Source organism: Undibacterium sp. Xuan67W (genome assembly GCF_049340165.1).
Classification (GTDB): Bacteria; Pseudomonadota; Gammaproteobacteria; order Burkholderiales; family Burkholderiaceae_D; genus Undibacterium.
Genome location: NZ_JBMPPN010000004.1, coordinates 263,371 through 279,150, shown reverse-complemented (window position 1 = coordinate 279,150; position 15,780 = coordinate 263,371). Strand labels below are relative to the sequence as shown.

At 51.7% G+C, this 15,780-nt stretch carries 14 protein-coding genes; 7 read left to right on the top strand and 7 right to left on the bottom strand.

What is annotated here, in order from left to right; all coding sequences use genetic code 11:
- Window positions 1-64 precede the first annotated feature (64 nt).
- Window positions 65-1,081 carry a helix-turn-helix domain-containing protein gene (locus ACO0LE_RS05765; RefSeq protein WP_422959467.1) on the bottom strand — a complete coding sequence of 339 codons (1,017 nt, stop codon included), beginning with the start codon at window positions 1,079-1,081 and terminating at the stop codon, window positions 65-67.
- A gap of 324 nt (window positions 1,082-1,405) precedes the next feature.
- On the opposite strand from ACO0LE_RS05765, the gene ACO0LE_RS05760 reads away from it, so the two are divergent.
- Complete coding sequence (locus ACO0LE_RS05760; protein ID WP_422959466.1) at window positions 1,406-3,007, top strand: GMC family oxidoreductase; 1,602 nt, start codon at window positions 1,406-1,408, stop codon at window positions 3,005-3,007.
- 27 nt (window positions 3,008-3,034) lie between these two features.
- Here ACO0LE_RS05760 and ACO0LE_RS05755 read toward each other — a convergent pair whose 3' ends face one another.
- The 3 genes from ACO0LE_RS05755 to ACO0LE_RS05745 form a co-directional block, all read right to left on the bottom strand.
- The gene (locus ACO0LE_RS05755) at window positions 3,035-3,826 is read right to left on the bottom strand and encodes a substrate-binding periplasmic protein (protein ID WP_422959465.1); all 792 of its coding nucleotides are present in this window, start codon (window positions 3,824-3,826) and stop codon (window positions 3,035-3,037) included.
- A gap of 145 nt (window positions 3,827-3,971) precedes the next feature.
- Window positions 3,972-5,513, bottom strand: a complete 1,542-nt coding sequence (locus tag ACO0LE_RS05750) for an amidase (RefSeq protein ID WP_422959501.1) — start codon at window positions 5,511-5,513, stop codon at window positions 3,972-3,974.
- 361 nt (window positions 5,514-5,874) lie between these two features.
- Window positions 5,875-6,888, bottom strand: a complete 1,014-nt coding sequence (locus ACO0LE_RS05745) for a transporter (protein ID WP_422959464.1) — start codon at window positions 6,886-6,888, stop codon at window positions 5,875-5,877.
- Window positions 6,889-7,080: 192 nt separating this feature from the next.
- On the opposite strand from ACO0LE_RS05745, the gene ACO0LE_RS05740 reads away from it, so the two are divergent.
- The 5 genes from ACO0LE_RS05740 to ACO0LE_RS05720 all read left to right on the top strand — a co-directional run bounded on the left by ACO0LE_RS05740 (window position 7,081) and on the right by ACO0LE_RS05720 (window position 10,492).
- Entirely contained in the window at window positions 7,081-7,890 is an 810-nt protein-coding gene (locus ACO0LE_RS05740; protein WP_422959463.1) for a substrate-binding periplasmic protein, read from the top strand.
- 193 nt (window positions 7,891-8,083) lie between these two features.
- Window positions 8,084-8,293 (top strand): hypothetical protein, encoded by a 210-nt coding sequence (locus ACO0LE_RS05735; protein WP_422959462.1) that lies wholly within the window; start codon window positions 8,084-8,086, stop codon window positions 8,291-8,293.
- Window positions 8,294-8,343: 50 nt separating this feature from the next.
- Entirely contained in the window at window positions 8,344-8,685 is a 342-nt protein-coding gene (locus ACO0LE_RS05730) for a hypothetical protein (RefSeq protein WP_422959461.1), read from the top strand.
- Entirely contained in the window at window positions 8,682-9,743 is a 1,062-nt protein-coding gene (locus ACO0LE_RS05725) for a sensor histidine kinase (protein ID WP_422959460.1), read from the top strand. The genes ACO0LE_RS05730 and ACO0LE_RS05725 overlap by 4 nt, the downstream gene beginning before the upstream one ends.
- Window positions 9,740-10,492 (top strand): LytR/AlgR family response regulator transcription factor, encoded by a 753-nt coding sequence (locus tag ACO0LE_RS05720; protein ID WP_422959459.1) that lies wholly within the window; start codon window positions 9,740-9,742, stop codon window positions 10,490-10,492. The genes ACO0LE_RS05725 and ACO0LE_RS05720 overlap by 4 nt, the downstream gene beginning before the upstream one ends.
- Before the next feature lie 85 nt (window positions 10,493-10,577).
- Here ACO0LE_RS05720 and ACO0LE_RS05715 read toward each other — a convergent pair whose 3' ends face one another.
- On the bottom strand, window positions 10,578-11,396 hold the full coding sequence (locus tag ACO0LE_RS05715; RefSeq protein WP_422959458.1) for a D-hexose-6-phosphate mutarotase: 819 nt from the start codon (window positions 11,394-11,396) through the stop codon (window positions 10,578-10,580).
- A gap of 353 nt (window positions 11,397-11,749) precedes the next feature.
- Here ACO0LE_RS05715 and ACO0LE_RS05710 point away from each other — a divergent pair, with 353 nt between their 5' ends.
- Window positions 11,750-12,982, top strand: a complete 1,233-nt coding sequence (locus ACO0LE_RS05710) for a GIN domain-containing protein (protein ID WP_422959457.1) — start codon at window positions 11,750-11,752, stop codon at window positions 12,980-12,982.
- Window positions 12,983-13,285: 303 nt separating this feature from the next.
- Here ACO0LE_RS05710 and ACO0LE_RS05705 read toward each other — a convergent pair whose 3' ends face one another.
- Both ACO0LE_RS05705 and ACO0LE_RS05700 read right to left on the bottom strand, forming a co-directional pair.
- Complete coding sequence (locus ACO0LE_RS05705) at window positions 13,286-13,699, bottom strand: hypothetical protein (protein ID WP_422959456.1); 414 nt, start codon at window positions 13,697-13,699, stop codon at window positions 13,286-13,288.
- A gap of 14 nt (window positions 13,700-13,713) precedes the next feature.
- Window positions 13,714-15,744 (bottom strand): UvrD-helicase domain-containing protein, encoded by a 2,031-nt coding sequence (locus ACO0LE_RS05700; protein WP_422959455.1) that lies wholly within the window; start codon window positions 15,742-15,744, stop codon window positions 13,714-13,716.
- Window positions 15,745-15,780: the final 36 nt, after the last annotated feature.

Genomic DNA, 15,780 nt, shown 5'->3' with positions numbered 1-15,780 from the left:
GACAGAATCACCCTCGACAGGAAAGACCCGGCATCGCAAGATGTCGGGTTTTTTCTTTCTGTATTCAGTTTCCGGACTCGTAGCGCCTGAGGCGAAACTCGGAGGGTGTGAGCGAAGTCCAGCGCTGAAAAGCGCGGCGAAAACTGCGTGCATCCGAGTATCCAAGCTTCTCTGCAATGTCCTCCATGCTTAATGTCGTGACCAATAAGCGCTTTGCCCGTTCCATTCTGACAGTCTCGGTCACATGCTGATAAGAAGTACCTTCCCGTACTAACAAACGGTGTAAGGATCGCGGACTTAATCCCAGGGCAAATGCCATGTCCTGCGCATTAAAAAATTCACATTGCATGGCAACCAGTTTGCGTATCAGACTTTGTTTACCCAAGACGCCAATGTCGGCCAACTCTCTGTCGCAAGCATCTTGAATGCGCTGTGCGTGATCGCTACACCCTGACAATGGAATATCGAGCATCGCGCTTGAAAACACCATGCGGCTGCTATCCGCACCGAGAAACACCGGACAGGCAAAGAAAGCTTCCAGCATGGACCGGCTCGCTTGTAAATTACCGCGTAATTCAACACGGCTGAGAAAGAATTTTTTGCAAGGTAACTGACGTGCGGCGTTCAGCGCAGTCGCCAGATGGTCAACATCCAGAAAATCTTGTAATTCCTGATCATCAAACAGGGCATGCGATACCAGTGCAGCCTGCCGCACTTCACTCACCTCACGCACCTCACTCATATCAATCGCCTCAGTCTCCAAGGTGAGTTGCAACATAGATCCGGCAATCAACTGATATTCCAGGCCAAATGCCAATGCACGCCCCAGATTAGGCTGAGCCAGCATGCCCGCCCCCATGTCGCCAAGATGCGCGATGGACTTACGGCTGCCGAACAATAGCGCAATATCTGCACCACCACGTCGTCTCGCTTGCAGCAATCCCTCCCGTGCCTGGATATAACTAACTCTTGCGGCAACGGGTGATTGATTGTTGTCGCTCGTAAAAAATGCAGGAAACATCTCATGCAAACACCACTGCTGTTCGCGACCGATCGCAAATAAGCCCGAAAACGGATGCATAGGAAAAATCACATCCTGTACCGACAATAGTGATGGCTCGCACCTTGCCACCCTGTCTTGTGGAATAAGTGCATCACTCGATTGGGGTTGAAGGTGATGCTGATGGTGATGTATTAACAGACCCAGGTTCCCGAGATTAAAAATCAATACCGCAGTCGTTGGCAGCAAATGTCCTTACAACCACTATCGTTTAGAAATAAGATACGCTCTAACGTACACGGCTTTCGCTGAAGCATCAATATTGCGACGCAACAAGTCCGCTAACGAAGCATGCGCACAAGACGCCATCATTTACACATAAATTGATCCATAGGACGAGACAACATGAGTGAAGCAATAGCAGATTACATCGTCGTTGGCGGTGGGGCGGGAGGTTGTGCCGTTGCAGGTCGGCTGACAGAGGATCCCGATACTACTGTCACTGTATTAGAAGCTGGCAATGACGGCGATAGCTGGGTGGTGAAAACGCCCTTCGCGGTGGTCGCCATGTTGCCCACCAAACTAAATAACTGGGCATTTGAAACACTACCTCAGCCAGGTTTAAAAAATCGTCGTGGCTACCAGCCCCGCGGCAAAACCTTAGGCGGCTCCTCTGCAATTAACGCCATGGTGTATATCCGTGGCCATCGCTGGGATTATGATCACTGGGCATCGCTTGGAAATACGGGCTGGTCATTTGATGACGTGCTGCCCTACTTCAAACGCTCAGAAAATAACGCCAGTCTCGGCGGCGCCCTGCATGGACAGTCAGGTCCTTTACGCGTCAGTGATCTGCGCTCTGACAATCCATTTCAGCAACTTTACCTGGAAGCTGCAAAGCAAGCTGGCTTCAAGATTAACAACGATTTCAATGGTGAAGATCAGGAAGGCGTCGGCATTTATCAGGTGACCCAACACGAAGGAGAACGATGGAGTGCCGCTCGCGGCTATCTGCATCCGCACATGGGCAAACGCCCGAACCTCAATGTGGAAACCGGCTGCCATGTGACACGGATTCTGTTCGAAGGAAAACGAGCCGTGGGTGTTGAATTTATCCAGCATGGTCAGCGGCGCAGCCTCCGTGCGCGGCGCGAGATTCTGCTGGCTGCGGGTGCGTTGCAAACCCCGCAAATTCTGATGCTGTCCGGCGTAGGTGATGGTAAAGCCCTGCAGGCAATGGGAATTCCCGTGGTCCATGACTTGCCAGGTGTAGGGCGGAATCTGCAAGACCATCCTGACTTTGTCTTCAAGTACCGCTCCCGCAGCACGGACCTGGTCGGCATCTCACTCGGTGGCTCAGCGCATTTAGCCAAAGAAGCCTGGCGATACAAGACCCAGCGCCGCGGCATGATTACTTCCAATGCTGCCGAGGGCGGCGGCTTTTTGAAAACAGATCCCGGCCTACCCGCACCGGACATACAGCTGCATTTTGTCATGGCTATGATTGATGACCATGCCCGCAAGCTCCATCTAGGGCATGGCTACTCCTGTCATGTTTGTCTGTTACGTCCAAAGAGCATTGGCGAATTAAGCCTGGCAAATACAGATCCCTTGGCAGCCCCACTAATCAACCCGCGCTTTTTGGAACATCCGGACGACATCGAGACCTTATTGAAAGGCTTTAAACTCACTCGCCAGCTCATGGATGCGCCTGCACTCGCATCCATGCGCACCAGCGATTTTCAAACCGCCAAGGTCAAAAGCGATGACGATATCCGCGCCGCCTTACGGCAATACAGCGACACGGTTTATCACCCTGTAGGCACCTGCAAAATGGGAATTGATGCAATGGCCGTCGTCGATCCCGAGTTGCGGGTGCATGGTTTAATGGGATTGCGTGTCGTGGACGCCTCTATTATGCCAACACTCATTGGCGGAAATACCAATGCACCGACAATGATGATAGGGGAAAAAGCAGCCGATCTGCTACGCCAGCAACCGGCTTAACAGGCGCTGTACGGGATAGGCTTTTTACTACTTGGAAAGACCAGTTTTTTCTGAAAAAATTCTGGTCAGTTCCCCGCTCGCCCTGCCGCGCGAAATTGCCGCATTCAGTTTAGCCATCACGCCGTGGTCAGCATCTGCTCGTATGGCAAAATGGATATCTACCGACGTAATCGGTTTCGGTAATACACAAAAAGCGTTTCCCGAGGCCTGATCCGCTCCCAGCGTTGTATAAGCAATCGCATTAATTTCGGCGACCAGACGTTGAGCCGCGACTGATCTGCTGTAAAAAACGATCGCGTCCATACGCCGGGTATAGAGTTTTCTCAAACGCGCTGCGTTCGAATTGGTATCGTATTCCACCTTGAATACTTTATTGGCTGCCTGATCAAACTCGTTGCCATAACTCGCCCCGCGGGCAACGCCAATGACTTTGTCACGCAGATCGGCAAGAGCCGAATACGGAAAGACACTATCACAACGACTGACTAATACGACCTGGTCAGCAAACAAGGGCTCAGAAAAACGGAGTAGCTTTTGCCGCTCCGGCGTTATTGAAATTCCAAAAATTACGCCGTCGCCCCGATAAGCGTTCTCTAGCGCACGCAACCAAGGGTAGCGTTGGACGTCAAATTGCAAACCGCTGTTTTTTTCCAGATACGAAAACAAATTCAGAATATCGGGCGACAATGGAACCACTTTATTCTTTTCATCCAGTTCCTCGCTCATCAAGACAGTAACTGCTACTTTCTCGACCGCTACAGCATGATTGCATAGAGCGAGCATGCTGGCGTAAGTACAGAGCAGGAAAAAAAAGCGCATATGAGTTACTGTGAAAAACCAGATCCACAAAGATAATGTCATTAGCAACAGCTTATGCCTTTTTCTGTCCTATATCTAAGAAAATACGAAAAAATTTGTGCAGAATAATGGTGGCAAATAAGCCGATTCCCCGCGCTATAAGGTTTTACTTAGCGATCTTAGGTGCGGGCAAAGCGGGTCTTGCCTGCTCATAGGCATATGCCAGTTTCAATAATTTGGCGTCACTCCAGGCCTCGGCAAAGAATGAAAGTCCCACCGGTAATTGTTTACTGAGGCCCATCGGCACCGTGATATGAGGATAGCCGGCAATCGCAGCGGGTGAACTGGCGCTGCCCTCGATCACGTCACCTGCCTTGTAATCAATCGCCCAGGCCGTGCCGGTAGTTGGTGCGATCAAGGCATCCAACTGATACTTTTTGAGTGTGGCATCAATTCCCTCACTACCCGCGCGTTGTTTCAGGCGGGTACTTGCCTCGCGGTATTCCGGTGTGTTCAGGTCGCCTTTTGCCTGTGCCTGCTCCATCAGCTCCTGGCCGAAATAAGGCATCAGCTTGTCCGCATATTGCTTGTTGTAGGCGATCACCTGTTCCATCGAGCGCGTTTGTACACTAGCCGGTGTGTGAGCCAGATAAGCATTCAGGTCGGCCTTAAATTCATATAAGAGCACCGTCAATTCATCTTTTTCCAGATAATCGAGATAAGGTAATTCCACTTGATCGACAATGATCGCACCGCGCGACTTCAGCGTCTTTAATGCCCGCTCAAATACCGCCTTAGTCTGTGCATCATAGCTATCGACTAATTTACCCACAACACCCAGCCGCTTGCCTTGCAAGCCGGTCTTACTGAAGCCCATCGTATAGTCGTCAGTACGCAAACGATCAGCATCCCTGGTCGCCGCGTCTGCCGGATCGCTACCGGCCATGACATTCAATAACAATGCGGCGTCACGTACCGTCAAGGTCATCGGCCCGGCGGTATCCTGACTATGACTGAGGGGCACAATTCCCGAGCGGCTCACCAGTCCCAGAGTCGGCTTCACGCCGACCAGGCCATTGACAGCAGCAGGACAAACAATAGAGCCGTCGGTTTCGGTGCCAATCGCCGCAGGAATCAAACGTGCCGCAACAGCAGCACCTGAGCCAGAGCTGGAGCCACAAGGACTACGATCGGTCGCATAAGGATTACGCACCTGTCCGCCAACACTGCTCCAGCCACTGGCCGCCGTCGTCGAGCGAAAATTCGCCCATTCGCTGAGATTCGTTTTACCTGCAATCACCACACCCGCTGCGCGCAAACGCGCGACCAGCGGAGCATCTGCTATTGCGACATTCTCTGCCAATGCCAGAGAGCCAGCTGTGGTGGGCATGCCTGCCGCATCGATATTGTCTTTGATCAGAATCGGGATACCTTGCAAAGGCAAGCGATGTGATTTTTTCTGATCTGCCGTTTGCGCCTGCGATCTGGCCTCAGGATTCATAGCAATAACCGCATGCAATGCCGGATTCTGGCGCTGAATTCGCTGCGTATAGCGATCCAATAAACCAACCGCCGTTTGCTTACCTTGCTGCATTTGCTGAGACAAGCTCACCAGATCATCCCGCTCAGGTAATGCCGCACACACCGATTGCATGACACAAAACCCCACAACACCAGCTGCCGCGTGCCAGCTATATCTGCGATTCATCACACCAGTTTCTCCTCACGTGACGGCGGAAATAATATCCCGCCATTTGGATTGCATTGATAACATAAATATCTATTCCAAAACCGAATACGCAAGCCAGATGCGCCTGTTGGCGTGAAATGGCTCTGCAAGCCCCATACACCTTAGGGATCTAATTTGGGAGCCTCTAAAAACTCGTTAATCCCTACCCCATAGAACCGCTTACTCCTACTTTTCCACTGTGTCTCAGTGTCTCTGTGGTGAGAGGTCTTGGTTTTTGCGTAGTGCTATCCATAAGATTTTTCAATTTAGAGATTTTTAGAGGCTCCCAAGAAGGATCCATTTGACAAAATATCCAGATCAGCACGAATGCTCGTCAAACTCAGTCACGATTGCGAAATGCCAGCCAACCGGCAATTACCGTAAAACTCGCGACGATCGCCACCACTATCCAGAATCCGTCCTCGTGCTGCGCCAACGGGATACCACCGACATTCATCCCCAGCAAACCCGCGATAATATTAATCGGCAAGGCCAGCACGGTCACGATCGTCAGGACAAACAGGGAACGGTTATTCTGTTCATTGACGCTGGCGGCAATTTCTTCCTGCAGTAATTTAATGCGCTCTTGCAGTGATGCCATATCGCTCAGTACCACAGCGAACTCTTCGGTTGATTGGCGCAATTCCTGGACATCGCTTTCGGCAACCCATGCTGGTGGTTTTTGCAGCAGACGAAATAAAGCCGCAGGTTCTGGCGCTAATAAGCGCTGCAAGCGAACCAGCACCCTGCGCAATTCGCCAAGGTTGACGCGCTTGTGGTTGAGCCGGTCGGCCAGCAAATTGTCCTCGATGTCATCGACTTTTTTGATTGCGTTGCGCACGATGCCGGTCAATACATCGGCCTGATCACGCAACAGATGTGTCAATAATTCGGTCGGCGAGTGAAAGAGTTCTCCGTTGTTCACCGCATTGCGCAGCCGGTCCACGGACTGTAAGGGTTTGCGGCGGGCGCTGATCAGCACGTTATTGGTCAGGCTCAGCCACAAGGTCGCAATGTCCGATGCTTCAAAGGCAAAGTCATGCAATACATCATTAACCACCGCCACCAGACTGGTATCTGTACGCTCGATCCGGGTCGAACGCGAGCCCTCATGCAAGGTCTCATAAAATTCTTCGGGTAATTGCGTATGCTCATGCAGCCATTTTTCGGCAGCTGCATTACTGAGATTGAAGTGCAGCCAGACAAATGCGTTCGCCTGCTCTGCCGGCGATTTTTTTAACCACGCCAACGCCTCCGGCGTATGAATCACCTGCCCCGCCTGTCCCTGCACAAACACATAACCACAGATCAGTCCGGATAGATCGGACCCGTAAGACAAATGATCAATTTGCATCTTGCTTCCCTGGCGAACAAATGCGCTTATTGTAACCGTGCGCGTCGTCATTTTTTGGGAAACAGAGAACCTCTAGGATAATCTTTACCTGCATTTTTTTTGTATGGCGCGAGGTCGATGATCAATTAAAGGACGCGATGCATTATTATTGCAGGCGGAGAACATTTTTTCGAGCACACCACTGGAGACAGTATGTCCCGTTGCATGACGTCGATTTCACAATCAAGCTTCATTCATCACTGCTGTTCTGCTGCCCCGCGTTTAGGTCGCCATTGCCTTCGTGCTCTCTATGCTGTCTTGCTCAGTACCGTACTTATTGACAATCCCATTCAGGCGCAAGAGCCGACACTGATACTGACGACCGAAGACTATCCCTCGTTTAACATCATCAATCCTGATACACAAGAAATCAACGGCATCTCTACCGAGAAACTCATCGAACTGATGCGCCGTGCCGGTGAACGGATCACCATCAATGCATACCCCTGGGCTCGTTCTTATCAGATGGGGCAAAAGGATCCGAATACCTGCGTCTTCTCTACCACCAGAACGCCGCAGCGCGAAAACCTGTTCAAATGGGTGGGGCCGCTGGTAAAAAATAACTGGGTCATTTTTGCCCGCGCCGACGACAAGCGTCATCCCAAAAAACTTGATGACTTACGCAGCTATGTCATCGGCGCCTACCGTAAAGGTGCGGTCAGCGAATATCTGACCTACAACGGATTTAACATCGATATTGCGAACTACGATGCAGAAAATCCTCGCAAACTCCTGTATGGACGCTTCGATTTCTGGGCGACCGGAGGGCGCCTTGGTATGACCTTGATCAAAAATCAGGGGCTGACGGGGAAAATTGTCCCACTATTTCAATTCAATCAGGTGGAACTTTATCTGGCCTGTAACCCTGCCATAGAACAAAGCCGGATTGATCGCTTCAATCACATCCTGCGTGAAATGGAGAAGGACGGGACTGCAGCAGCGATAGATAATAAGTATAAATAAGACTGGCCATTGACCTAGTAGTCAACGCCGACAAAACGTTTGTGTGCATGACTTTCCAATTGTTTTCCAACTAGCGTTTATCGCAACAATTTACCTGGTGATCGCGCGTTTGCCCTCACTCATCGCACGGATGTTACGCCAGTCATCTCTTTTGCCTAAGCTCACGGTTCCCATCATTGAACGAAAGAATTCCATGAAACACGCGAAAATCATTCTGACAGCATTTGCCATCTCCGCGGCAATGAATTTATCCTTTGCCGGCGCCATCAAGCCAGGTGCGCCAAAAGGATGGACCACCAGCGAAGCCATCGGCACTTACTTCTCAACCGGCATTGATCCATCAGAACAGAATGAAGGTCATCACGCCGTTTTTATTGAAAGTAAACCAGGGGTGGTGCACTGACCCAGACGATCGATGCAACACCCTGGCACGGACAACTGGTTGAATTGTCCGTGACATCAAAAGCACTGGACGATACATCAACAGCAGAAATGTGGATAAGGGGAAGTGATGGTGCAGCAGGACCTGGCCATTTTAATAGCGTAGCCACATCCAAACTGAATAGCAAAGGCTGGAAAGAAACCAAGATAGGCATGGTGATCGACAAGAAAGTCAGTCAGTTGCAAATTGGTTTCGGATTACGTGGTACAGGAAAAGTCTGGATAAGAGAAATCAAATTCCAGGCGTTGCCTGCATCGACCAAACAGGAACTAGAAAAAAAGCGCCGGATTGATCAGGAAATTCCACTAGGGCCTGTCACGACAACTCTGACCAATTTACAGTTTATCGAATGACACACATCACAACCAACACGCCGCCAGCGTTCAGCGAAAACGCCTGGCCTGTTCTTCCCGGATTGCTGGTCCTGATCGCAATGTCGGCCTCGCAATTGCTGCGATGGCGCGCTACTTGGCTGGCTGATCTGATTGCTCTGCTGGCGGTGTTCTGCATCACGCAAATAATATGGATCGGTTTAGGGAAGCTGAGGTGGGCGGGGTGGACAGTGCGACCTGCCTGGCGCTGGATGTTGCTCTGCACCGGCATCCTGATTGCAATCGTTGCCGCTATTGGCTTACAACGATATTTCTGGCCAGCGGGCCAGATGCGCCATCCTGACTGGTTGGTGCCAGCGATGGGAGTCGTTTTTGTTTTATTTCATCTTGCTCCGACGGAGATGAATCTGGAAGCAGCACGCCGCGCCAGACTCGTTCTCGATGCAGAACAGGCCAGGCATCGGATAGAACGTCAGTTACTCGAATCGAGGCTAGCCGCGCTACAAGGGCAGATCGAGCCTCACTTTCTGTATAACACTCTGGCAAATACCCGGGCGCTGATCAAACAAGACGCCCATGCGGCAGAAACCATGCTGAATCATCTGATCGCCTATCTGCGTGCAGCGATGCCTGACCTGCGCGCAAATACCGCCCTACTCGATCAGGAGCTGCAACGTGCGCATGCGTATCTAGATATTTTGAAGCTACGGCTTGGTGACCGGCTACAGTTTCAAATCGAGGCATCAGAGCAGGCCCGGGCCTGTCTGATCCCGCCGCTGGCCGTGATGACGCTGGTCGAGAATGCGATTAAACACGGCATTGAACCGCAAGTGAATGGTGGTAATGTCAGAATCACCGCCAGTTGCGAACAGGAGATACTCAGCATCGCCGTCCATGACAATGGCGCCGGTTTTAAAAATGAAATGGGCAACGGCATAGGATTACTGAATGTACAGGAGCGCTTGCAAGCCTTGTTTGGCACTACGGCAGAACTCAGTATGATGGCCGGTACAGAAGGCGGCGTCACTGCATGCATTCGCTTGCCTGCCATGACACAGCATGGGCAGGTTCTGGCATGAATATCCACGACAAACCTACGGCGATTCTGGCCGAAGATGAGATCTTGCTGCGTCAGGAATTACGCCATGCCTTATACCAGTTATGGCCTGAACTTGAGATCATTGCAGAAGCGAGCGACGGCATTAGCGCAACAAAATTATTGGAAGAATTACGCCCTGATATTGCCTTTCTGGACATCCGCATGCCGGGCTTATCCGGCATTGAAGTCGCCAGACTGGCGGGAAAACAATCGCATATCGTATTTTTAACCGCCTTTGACGACTACGCGGTAAAAGCCTTTGATCAGGGTGCGGTGGATTATCTGCTCAAACCGTTAGACCTCGGACGATTGGCAGTCACCATAAAGCGGCTGAAGTCGACGCTGGTGCGACAGCCTGCTGACTTGTCCGCACTTGAGGATCGCAAACCCGTCAGCCAATCCGTCAGCCAATTAAGCTGGATACAAGCATCCTCAGGGAATCAGCTACGCTTCATTAATATCAATGATGTGCTGTGCTTCCGCGCTGATGCAAAATACACCGGCGTCATCACTGCAAAATTCGACGCGCATATACGGACACCGATTAAAGACCTGGTGATGCAACTCGACGGCGATAAATTCTGGCAAATATCACGCAGCGCGATCGTGAACGTCGCCGCGATTGATGCGGTACAAAGAATCGACGGAGGGCTCGCGTTACGTCTGCATGGCAGCAAGGACTGGATGAGTGTATCGCAAGCCTATCAGCATCAGTTCAGGCAAATGTAATGTAATCTAATCACCAGCCAGTAGCGATTACACCAATTACACCCATGAACTTTTGCTGCGGGATGCTATTTCACCACACGCTGTTTCAGGTACGCTTGACCGTCAGCGATTGATTCCCTGACCAGGATGCTCCGGGCGCTAATACCACCGGCTGCATGATCGCAGCCGCCTCGATGCAGAGCATGCGCTGGTCACCACCTGGCTCCAGGTCTGGCAGCGTCGCGGCCTTTTCTGCCCCCGGGTTCCAGACCACGGCATCAGCGAAGCCGTTTTGTTGTATCAAGGTTGTCTGTTTTGGCTGACACAGCAACAGACGAGGTGCATTCGCATAAATGCGGTCAATTTCACCATGAATGCGCAGCACAGGATCGCGATCGACACAGCCCGTAGCACCAGTAACAGAGTCACGATAATGCACACCTTCCAGGCCATGCACCGTCACATCGGCAATCTGCTCAACCGCAAAATAAGTATGCAGCGCTGCGGTAAAACTAAATCCGGTGTCGCCGGTATTTTGTATCGATAAGCGTATATCCAGACTGGAGCCGACCACCGTCACCACCAGCTCCGCACGGAAGACATAGGGCCAGATTTGCAGTCTGGCGATATTTTCGTGTAACTCAAACTCAGCCCGCGCAACACCGCTGGCGGTCTGCCCGGCCTTGACCAGACGCCACATAGCCGTGCGGGCAAATCCGTGTTTCGGCAAAGCGCCCAAATTAGCAAATTGCGGAAAAACGACCGGCACACCGCCACGCATTGCCACGCCTTCGCGGATCTCGGAAGTTTTACTGAAAAATAGCTGTTCCTCACCACCGGCCGGGATCCAGGAGCAGATGTGCGCACCATGCGCGGTGATGGCAACTTGTGCACCATCCTGAGCTTGCAAGATAATTGGATTCATCAGACTGAATGCGACCCGGTTAGCGGTATTGAACGGTAGGTACAAAAACGTCTAGCAGTATAGGGGATTGTGCAACAGTCAGTAAAAATTTCAAGCAAATTATCGCCAGACTCGCGGGCGGAGATGACATCAGCTCTGTTGCTGGTCGCTATCGGCGCAACCCGCTCGCTCACAGCTTAATCACAACACGACCCGCTCAACCCTCATCAGCCTCTGTCACTTTAAAGGGAGACAACCGCATATCCCTAAGATTCGCATTTTAGTCACCGGGTTTTGCGGTCTGTCGCATCCCGATTCCATTTGACAGAATGCTAACGTATGCTAGCGGCATATTGAATAAAACGAGGAATATCATGTTAAAACACAGCAGCCTTATTTTGTTACTCGCCCTGAGCGCTTGCAATGTCGAGTTCCACGACGGTGACTCGACCGTTAATTATGGTCCGGTCATTCAGGAAAAACGTGATGTGACCGAATTTACTGAAATCGATATGACAGGTCCTTACGATGTCATTGTCACCGGCGAAGGCGGTCCTTCATTAGAAATAGTCGGCAACGAAAAACTCGTCAAAGAAGTAGAGACCGTCGTCACCGGCAATACCCTGCATATCCGTTCAAGAAGTAAAACGATCATCCATCTCTCGACCAATTTCAATTCTCGCCAGCTGACCGTCAAGGTCGCCGCCAGCAAACTCAATCGCATCAACGTCAATGGCTCCGGTGATCTGGAACTGAACAAGTTCAAAGGCGATAAGCTGGAATTATCCGTCAACGGCTCCGGCGATGTTCACGCCAATGGGGTAAGCAAAGAACTGCAAACCAATGTCAATGGCAGCGGAGACATGGACCTGAGCCAATGGCAAACCACCAAGGCGACCGTGCAGATTAATGGCTCCGGTAATCTGAATCTGGGTATCGTCAGCGACAGTCTCGACAGCGATATCAACGGCTCAGGCGACCTCAGCGTCAAAGAACTCAAGGCAGCACAGGTCAAATCAACCATACGTGGATCCGGCAATGTCAAACTCGCGGGCGAGATCAAACAATTGGGGGCGCAGCTTGATGGTTCCGGCGACATGGAAGCACGTGGCCTGAAAGCAGGCAGCACAACCGTACGCATGAACGGCAGCGGCGACCTGAGCCTGGCGGGTGACACCAGCGAGCTTGATGTGCAGGTCAATGGTTCCGGCGATTTCGATGGTAAGAGTCTGCACGCGGGCAAAGCACAATTTAAAACACACGGCACAGGTGGCATCAGCAGCAATACCATCCGCGACAAACTCAGCATTGAGCTGCATGGCTCTGGCGATATGCAGGCAAACGATATCCAGAGTCCGCAGATTGACGTGCTAATCACAGGCACATCGAATCTTGATTTATCCGGCAAAGGTCAATTGCTGGTTGCAAAACTCAGTGGCAGCGGTGACCTGAATGCCAGCGGATTATTAGTCGAACGTGCCAAAGTCAATGCGACCGGCAGCGGCGTAGCAGAAGTCAACGTCAAACAAAATCCCGCTGCAGGTAGCAAAACCGGCGATGGCGGCTCACGTATCGTTAAAATTGATAGAAATGGTTTAGTCAATTAACCCGGGAATTTTTATTTGATTTGGCAGAATTGACGCAAAAACGCAAAACGCATCCGCAAGCGGAACGGGGCTGCTGGCACGAAAACCCTCTGAAAGCCGCATCCAGCCTGCGGATTCGACTTGTGGCGAGCAACTTGTCGCTTAAGTAAGTTCTATTTGACTAGGGAATGCGGATGGGGATGTTTGCTTTGTTTGTTACGTTTGCAGTAACAGTTTTGGTATGGATGAGTTGTTCACGGCAAGCCGTGAACAACGAAGGACAACCACCATAAACGACCATGCGCTGTCAGCGCATAAACATCATTACTTCATCCGGAAGCGATGTCCCAATACCAGCCAGCTAGAGTCAATCAGGCTATTCAAACCCAAAACCAATTGCGTCAGTACATGCGCAGGTAAAATCAAGACCTGACCACGTGGTACATCAACCTGCGTCACCGCACTGATCACGGGTATCACCCAGGCGGCCTCCGGCGTCACATCCAGCAACACATCGCCATCCGAATTGGTATGCATAAACAGATCGCCGCCCAGCGCCAGGCGAAACGCAATCCCCTGCCCGAGACTTTGCCCGTATTGCTGAGTATTACCCGGCAACTTCGCAATCGCTTCCTGTAATTCACGATTCTGTAAATCCATCCAGCCCTCTACATCTTGCGGAGTTTCTAGCGAGATCCAAGGATGGTCGGGAAATTCTGGGGTCAATTCGATTGTCATTTCTGATATTCCAATTACTCTTTAGGCCGGCTTAACAAAGCCTTCAAATTCGCCAGGCGATTTTGTGGCGTGATCGCTTCTTCTTCGGTGGGTACTGCCGTGCCTTCGTCTAACTTCATTTCTTTAATAAAGCGCGAGACATCGCAATGTACCGGTGCGCCGGCGCGTTTGCGTTTTTTGCACCAGGTGATGTGCAGGCTGCGCTGGGCGCGGGTGATGCCGACGTACATCAGGCGGCGCTCTTCCTCGATGCGGGCGGCGACGGTTTCGACCGGTGCATCGGGATCGCCTTTGTGCGGCAGGATGCCTTCCTCGACACCGACTAGAAACACGTGAGGAAATTCTAGTCCTTTGGACGCATGCAAGGTCGACATGCGCACGGCGTCTGGCTCTTCATCCTTGCCTTCCATCATGGTCATCAGCGCGACCATCTGCGTCAGGTCGAGCAGGCTGCGGTGATCGTCAGTGCCTTCTTTGCCGCCACTGCCTTTTTCTTTTAACCAGTTCGTAAAGTCCAGTACGTTTTGCCATTTGGCCTGCGCTGCACGGTCATCAAAACTGTCGTACAAATACCCTTCGTAATTAATCTCTTTCATCAGGTCGTCCAGCAGTGAACTCGCATGCCCTTCGCGGTGCGCGTGGGCCTCGACCTGATTAATGAAATTGCAAAAACCGCGCAAAGGCGTGAGCTGGCGATCGGTGAGTTTGGCTTCGATGCCGCCTTTAAACACGGCCTCAAACAGCGAGCATTGCCATTGCCCGGCGAAGGCTCCCAGCACTTCGAGCGTAGCCTGACCGACGCCGCGCTTGGGCGTGGTAATCGCGCGGATGAACGCCGGATCGTCGTCCTCGTTGGCAATCAGGCGCAGATACGAAATGATGTCCTTGATCTCGGCTTTATCGAAAAAACTCTGCCCGCCGGAAATCGTGTACGGAATACGTTCTTTACGCAATGCCTTCTCGATTACCCGCGCCTGATGATTGCCGCGATACAGGATCGCATAATCCGACCATTTGGCACGGCGTTCGAAGCGATGTGCCGAAATCATGATCGCGACCTGATCCGCCTCTTGTTCATCATCCTGCATCCCCAGCACTTTGACTGGATCACCGAGCCCGTGTTCGGACCACAAGGATTTTTCGAATAACTTGGGATTGTTGCCGATCACCGCATTTGCGGCTTGCAGAATACGGGTGCTGGACCGGTAGTTTTGTTCGAGCTTGATCAATTTCAGATCAGGAAAATCGATGCCCAGAGTTTTTAAATTCTCGATGGTCGCACCACGCCAGGCGTAGATCGCCTGATCATCGTCGCCCACCGCAGTGAACATCGGCTTCTTGCCAATACCAGTGACTAGCAGCTTTACCAGTTCGTACTGACAGGTATTGGTATCCTGATACTCATCCACCAGCAGATAACGCAGGCGACGTTGCCACTTGTCGCGCACGGCTTCGTTGCTGCGAAACAGCTCAACCGGCAGACGGATAAGGTCATCAAAATCGACCGCCTGATACGCCGACAAGGTCGCCACATAGCTGCGGTAAATCCGCGCTGCCGTCGCTTCTTCTTCATCTTTGGCTTGCTGGATCGCATTTTCCGGATCGATCAGACCGTTCTTCCACAAAGACATTGCGGTCTGGATACGGCGTATCAACTGCTTATCGGTGGTGATCGCCAGGTCCTGCACCAGTGAAAAACAATCGTCGCTATCCATGATGGAAAAACGATCCTTCAAGCCCAGCGCCTGCGCTTCTTGGCGCAAGATTTTGACGCCCAGCGAGTGGAAGGTCGAGACCGTCAGTTGCTTGGCTTTTTTCGGCTCTTGCAATAACTTTGCAATCCGCTCCTGCATCTCCAGCGCTGCCTTATTGGTAAAAGTCAGCGCTGCGATATGTCTGGCGTCGTAGCCGTGCTTCTCGATCAGATTTGCAATTTTTTGTGTAATTACCCGCGTCTTACCCGACCCTGCACCGGCCAGCACCAGACAAGGGCCGTCCATATAATTCACTGCATCGCGTTGAGGTTGGTTCAGACCGTGGGACATATTGGAGCTTCAGGGGATAAACAGCAGGGGGTGACG

What these genes read in the sequence shown, in the direction of transcription:
- ACO0LE_RS05705 (WP_422959456.1), bottom strand. Translation starts at nt 13,699, where the DNA reads ATGACAATCGAATTGACCCCAGAATTTCCCGACCATCCTTGGATCTCG.
- ACO0LE_RS05710 (WP_422959457.1), top strand. Translation starts at nt 11,750, where the DNA reads ATGTTAAAACACAGCAGCCTTATTTTGTTACTCGCCCTGAGCGCTTGC.
- ACO0LE_RS05755 (WP_422959465.1), bottom strand. Translation starts at nt 3,826, where the DNA reads ATGCGCTTTTTTTTCCTGCTCTGTACTTACGCCAGCATGCTCGCTCTA.
- ACO0LE_RS05745 (WP_422959464.1), bottom strand. Translation starts at nt 6,888, where the DNA reads ATGCAAATTGATCATTTGTCTTACGGGTCCGATCTATCCGGACTGATC.
- ACO0LE_RS05760 (WP_422959466.1), top strand. Translation starts at nt 1,406, where the DNA reads ATGAGTGAAGCAATAGCAGATTACATCGTCGTTGGCGGTGGGGCGGGA.
- ACO0LE_RS05700 (WP_422959455.1), bottom strand. Translation starts at nt 15,744, where the DNA reads ATGTCCCACGGTCTGAACCAACCTCAACGCGATGCAGTGAATTATATG.
- ACO0LE_RS05720 (WP_422959459.1), top strand. Translation starts at nt 9,740, where the DNA reads ATGAATATCCACGACAAACCTACGGCGATTCTGGCCGAAGATGAGATC.
- ACO0LE_RS05740 (WP_422959463.1), top strand. Translation starts at nt 7,081, where the DNA reads ATGTCCCGTTGCATGACGTCGATTTCACAATCAAGCTTCATTCATCAC.
- ACO0LE_RS05750 (WP_422959501.1), bottom strand. Translation starts at nt 5,513, where the DNA reads ATGAATCGCAGATATAGCTGGCACGCGGCAGCTGGTGTTGTGGGGTTT.
- ACO0LE_RS05735 (WP_422959462.1), top strand. Translation starts at nt 8,084, where the DNA reads ATGAAACACGCGAAAATCATTCTGACAGCATTTGCCATCTCCGCGGCA.
- ACO0LE_RS05765 (WP_422959467.1), bottom strand. Translation starts at nt 1,081, where the DNA reads ATGCATCCGTTTTCGGGCTTATTTGCGATCGGTCGCGAACAGCAGTGG.
- ACO0LE_RS05715 (WP_422959458.1), bottom strand. Translation starts at nt 11,396, where the DNA reads ATGAATCCAATTATCTTGCAAGCTCAGGATGGTGCACAAGTTGCCATC.
- ACO0LE_RS05725 (WP_422959460.1), top strand. Translation starts at nt 8,682, where the DNA reads ATGACACACATCACAACCAACACGCCGCCAGCGTTCAGCGAAAACGCC.